The organism is Pseudomonas sp. (genome assembly GCF_026224925.1).
Classification (GTDB): Bacteria; Pseudomonadota; Gammaproteobacteria; order Pseudomonadales; family Pseudomonadaceae; genus Aquipseudomonas.
The window spans coordinates 1-4,310 of sequence record NZ_JAMFRV010000219.1 but is presented as its reverse complement, the minus strand read 5'-3'; the positions used below and the strand labels follow the sequence as shown (position 1 = coordinate 4,310).

Sequence of the window (4,310 nt, the reverse complement as noted above, 5' to 3'; positions counted from 1 at the left end):
ATGTTGTTTGCCAGCCCAGCCGGAATTGCGCTGTCAACGCAGAAATCGAACCAGATCTATGCCGATGAGCAGATCAATATCGTGAGCGGTCAAAATACCTACCTTGCCACCGGCAAATCCTTGATCGCCAGCATCAAAGAAAAGCTCAGCCTCTTTGTGCAAAACGCCGGGATGAAACTATTTGCCGCCAAAGGCAAAGTCGAAATCCAAGCCCAGTCCGACAATATCGAACTCACCGCGCAAAAAACGCTCACACTCTTGTCGACGACGGAGAACATTGAGGTCGCTGCCGCTAGCGAAGTCTTACTGACCGCCGGTGGCGCTTATATCCGCATCGCCGATGGCAATATCGAAATTCATGCGCCGGGCGCTGTAACGATAAAGGGTACCCAGCATTCGTTCTCGGGGCCTGCACGAGGAAGTTATCCGCTACCGGACATGCCTCAGTCCGAACCGGTTCAATTCAGCCAAAAATTATTGTTCCGCTCAATTGATGAAGGCCGATCCACAAGTCAGGTGCCGTACGACATGTATTCGATGCCTACCGATGATAGTGCGGTGCAACGCGTACTCGATGGCACCTCAACGAAAAATGGCTCCGATCGAAAATTTAACCCTCAAGAGATGGAATCCGTGGCCGTGCTGTATGGTCAAGGCGAATGGGGCACAACGTTCGATCTCGATATTGACCGAGAGGATGATGAGGGAGCACCTGAGTCGCAGGATATAGACAACAACAAGGTCGCATAGGAATGACAGATAGTACAGAATATACGGTGCAACCTGGGGATACGCTCGGAGGCATTGCCAGCGCCAAAGGGGTATCCGTTAATGACTTGGTTCAATTGAACAACATTGATAACCCTCGACTCATCTATCCCGGACAGAAATTATTACTGACCGCACCATCGGAAGATACAGAGGCGTTCTATAGTGAGCTATGGCTTCGACTCACTGACGCCAATGGCGCGCCGATCCCGAACCTCATGACCACGATTGTCACGGACAGTGGTAGCCATGAATGCATGAGTGACCCGCTAGGCCTCATTGCTCCGGTCCAAACGCAAAAACCAACAGAAAAAGTCCAAGTCTTTGTTGCCAAGCTGGATGGCGGTACAAAGAAGGTCGCGGAAGTAACGCCCCCGCCTGGCACACATCAAGTGACGCTCCGTAGTCCAAAAGTGAAATTAGACGTTCCGCTACGCGTGCATGATGGCGGAACGGATCATCATGAAAACGCACCTTTGCCGCTGGCGCCTGGGGATGCTCAACATAACAGGGATAGCGCGGGCAATCCGGTGGTAAACGTTGGGGTCGAGTGTCCGAACAAAGATAATTTACGTTTAGGTGCCAACAGCCAATATCGTGATTTCATTATCGCTGGAGCAAAACGGGCGGACCTTATGCCGCAAGCGCTCGCCGCACTATGCGAAGCCGAGGCTGCGAAAATTCCGGGAGAGAAAATCGAAACTCCCGTATTGGGTAAAGATGGTAAGCCCAAAGTTGACAAGCATGGGAAACCGCTGATAAAAGTTACAAAACTCAAATCGGTCAAATGGGACCCATCTGTGGTGAACGCCATAGGTGCCGGTGGCCTCACCCAGTTCCTGGCCAATACTTGGTTGGGGCAGGCCGCGATTGCTGGGACTTTTCTGCACGATAAGGTTGCAGGCAAAGCCTTCGAAAATCATGTCAAAAAGCTATCAGACCATGACATTCTCGAAATGCGCTTGGACCCAGAAACCTCGATAATGACGGCCGGCGACTATGCGGCATATAACTTACGCGGCCTGGAAAAATTAGGTTGTAAGATAGATGGGGTCGCGGATATAGATAAACCCAAACTTGCCTATCTTGCGCATCATGAAGGTTATGGTGGTGCTGCCGCGATCATAAACGGAGATCTGAGTGACGAGCGAGCCGAAAAAATTCTGACCGCTCAGTTCAAAACGAAGAAATCCACTGGCAAAACGGAGGCCGAGGCCTACGAGAAAAAAGTAGGACTGACGGGTGCCGACGCTTACAAGAAATTTCTCTTCGATTACATTGATAAAAAAATTGATGTGACAAATTTTGCCTGCGATCCGTCAAAGCTAACGAAAGCCAAGAGCATCGCAGATATCGTAAAGGATGCAGAAGGATAGCCATGGGCAAAAAACTTCACACTAAAATTTTATTTTCCTGCGTCCTCTTTTGGGCCTCGTCACCACAGTTGGTCAATGCTCAGACCAGTCAAAAATTGGAATGCTCTGTTGACAGTCATGGGGTTTCACATGACCTTGAGCTCAAGGTAAACGGAAATGACATTTCCGATTTTTGGTATTTTTCTAGCGTGCCGACACCGGGGCTAGCAACCAACTGCACCATATCTTCAAAAATGGCGAAAGGCTCGCCAATTACCGATGCAACTGGGACAACATACCCTATGCTCGACGGCGATCTCTTGACGATTAAAAAGACCACTAGCGGGTTTTTGGTGGATATGTCAAAAATGGACCCTATAAAATATTGTAGCGGGCCAATCGCAAAAAAAATTCTCCTTCAACCCGGAAGCAAACATTGCAAGTTGACGCTATAAAAGAGATGTCACAGCCTCGTCGCAATTTTGCCCACTCAGGGGAGACGTTGGGCTCGCACGACTGGCATCGTCGACACCGACCGGCCCGTCCTCTGCTGCCTGACGTAGTCGGTACGTGTCGACCCGTTTGAGTCACTCAGTCTGCTGTCTCGCCGATATGAGATAGTCGCACGCAGCGCTGCAGTTACTAGCATTGGTACGCTCTATTCAGCGGGGTCGCGCGGTCTGATACCGCAGAAGAGAATCAGAGGCTCGGCTCGGTTTTCGGGTCAGCCGCGAGTCCGGGATCTCTGAGAGCAGCTTCTAGTACAAGCCTGCCCATTTCGATCTGATCGGGCGCGGCGAATGTGGCGATGCCGGGAAATGTGAGATTGGCGTTTTCGAGAATCGATTGCGCGACAGGGTCATCCGCAACCTTTTCCGGGAAGACGGCGATAAACCACGCCTGAAAGACTTGCGTCTCTACAGGACCACCCTGCCGAAGTCGTAGATAATCCTCCACCGCCAGAAACAGGATGGCGGCAACGTCAGACTCAGGCAATTCGACCGAACCATCAGGATTCGGATCCTGTTTGGCGTGCTTAAAGAAGTTTCGACACGGCTCGTTGATGTAGTAACTAAGCGTGTGTCCGGCTCGCAAATTTTCGCGCGCCTGGTTGGAAAAGCTTTCAACGCCCGCGCTCGTGCAGAGCACGTCTATAACCTCCCATGCGTTCGATGCCAGCGAGTAAACGGATACGCGGTCGCCACCTCCAAAGAAAAGGCGAATGGCAGTATTGAGTTGCCTTCGGGCGGCGTCAAGCTTTGTTACGCGCATGTCGTTTACTCCTGCACGTGTAATCGTCATGCCGCTCGGTATTTTTCAGATCGTCTCGCACCATGGACACCACTTTCCGTCATTGAAGTTAATTGACGCGCCATCAGGGCGTGGCCCTTTCGGGTGTCCGCAGGACGCACCATGCAATATTGAATCTGACATGATCGAATAATTTGGTCGTCCAACAGGTAATTGGCCGTCGCGGTTGTCGGCGCCATTCGCTGCACCAGCGAGACTCTATCTCACCGGCCATCATTGATCTATGTATGCATATGTTCGGCGCAAGACATGCCACGTCGTCCCATCCGAGGGGTAGCTTGCTATTCATCGACAAGTGGCGTCGGCTCGACTTCATCGTCATCCGGATATTCGCTCGGATCTGCACCAAAGACCTCGCAGAGATTCAGGTCTTGTGGCCATTCGGAGCTGCCAGTCCCTACAATTGGAATTTCGGTGGCCGCACTGGGATAGAAAAATATTACTCCATCTTTCAATCCAGACAGACGAAGTCGTATCGACAATTGTTCGATCGCTCCGTTCGAAACAAAGTATGCCTGCGCTGGATCATGCGAGCGCGGTCCTCTCGTTTCGATAACGACTCGCGTCGACTTGTCTGTAACTACCATGTCGAATACGAATTCCTGCTGATCGTGTTTAACACGTGACCTCTTGTTCCACAGTCAGTTCAGGCGCGACAGTCGTAATGAACGCGGCGAGTTGGGCGTTCGCGGTGCTTCTAGCGTGAAGCGACATAACTTCGAAGTTTTTCAAAAAATGTTCTGCGAACGACGTAAGCACACGCCATACCTTTTCGATAGGCTCAAGATTAATGAAATCTTTGATGCGGTCGCGTGCTAACCGAGCTTCATTCTTCAGTGTCGCTAGTTTCGCGTTGTACGCTATCTTTTCGAGCAT

Annotated in this window: 6 protein-coding genes; 3 read left to right on the top strand and 3 right to left on the bottom strand. The window is 51.0% G+C overall.

Annotated features, from left to right (window positions below):
* From M0974_RS09350 to M0974_RS09340, 3 genes are all read left to right on the top strand, one after another.
* Positions 1-750, top strand: a 750-nt coding sequence (locus M0974_RS09350) for a DUF2345 domain-containing protein (protein WP_297835598.1), incomplete at its 5' end; no start/stop codon positions are given.
* 2 nt (positions 751-752) lie between these two features.
* The gene (locus M0974_RS09345; protein WP_297835596.1) at positions 753-2,144 is read left to right on the top strand and encodes a LysM peptidoglycan-binding domain-containing protein; all 1,392 of its coding nucleotides are present in this window, start codon (positions 753-755) and stop codon (positions 2,142-2,144) included.
* 2 nt (positions 2,145-2,146) lie between these two features.
* Positions 2,147-2,578, top strand: coding sequence for a hypothetical protein (locus tag M0974_RS09340; RefSeq protein ID WP_297835594.1), 432 nt, complete (start codon positions 2,147-2,149; stop codon positions 2,576-2,578).
* Positions 2,579-2,822: 244 nt separating this feature from the next.
* Here the strand turns inward: M0974_RS09340 and M0974_RS09335 are convergent, their stop codons facing one another.
* From M0974_RS09335 to M0974_RS09325, 3 genes are all read right to left on the bottom strand, one after another.
* Positions 2,823-3,395: a hypothetical protein gene (locus M0974_RS09335; RefSeq protein WP_297835592.1), complete on the bottom strand. Its 573-nt coding sequence runs from the start codon at positions 3,393-3,395 to the stop codon at positions 2,823-2,825.
* 320 nt (positions 3,396-3,715) lie between these two features.
* On the bottom strand, positions 3,716-4,021 hold the full coding sequence (locus M0974_RS09330) for a hypothetical protein (RefSeq protein WP_297835590.1): 306 nt from the start codon (positions 4,019-4,021) through the stop codon (positions 3,716-3,718).
* Positions 4,022-4,049: 28 nt separating this feature from the next.
* Positions 4,050-4,310, bottom strand: a 261-nt coding sequence (locus M0974_RS09325; RefSeq protein ID WP_297835588.1) for a hypothetical protein, incomplete at its 5' end; no start/stop codon positions are given.

What these genes read in the sequence shown, in the direction of transcription:
- M0974_RS09345 (WP_297835596.1), top strand. Translation starts at nt 753, where the DNA reads ATGACAGATAGTACAGAATATACGGTGCAACCTGGGGATACGCTCGGA.
- M0974_RS09340 (WP_297835594.1), top strand. Translation starts at nt 2,147, where the DNA reads ATGGGCAAAAAACTTCACACTAAAATTTTATTTTCCTGCGTCCTCTTT.
- M0974_RS09335 (WP_297835592.1), bottom strand. Translation starts at nt 3,395, where the DNA reads ATGCGCGTAACAAAGCTTGACGCCGCCCGAAGGCAACTCAATACTGCC.
- M0974_RS09330 (WP_297835590.1), bottom strand. Translation starts at nt 4,021, where the DNA reads ATGGTAGTTACAGACAAGTCGACGCGAGTCGTTATCGAAACGAGAGGA.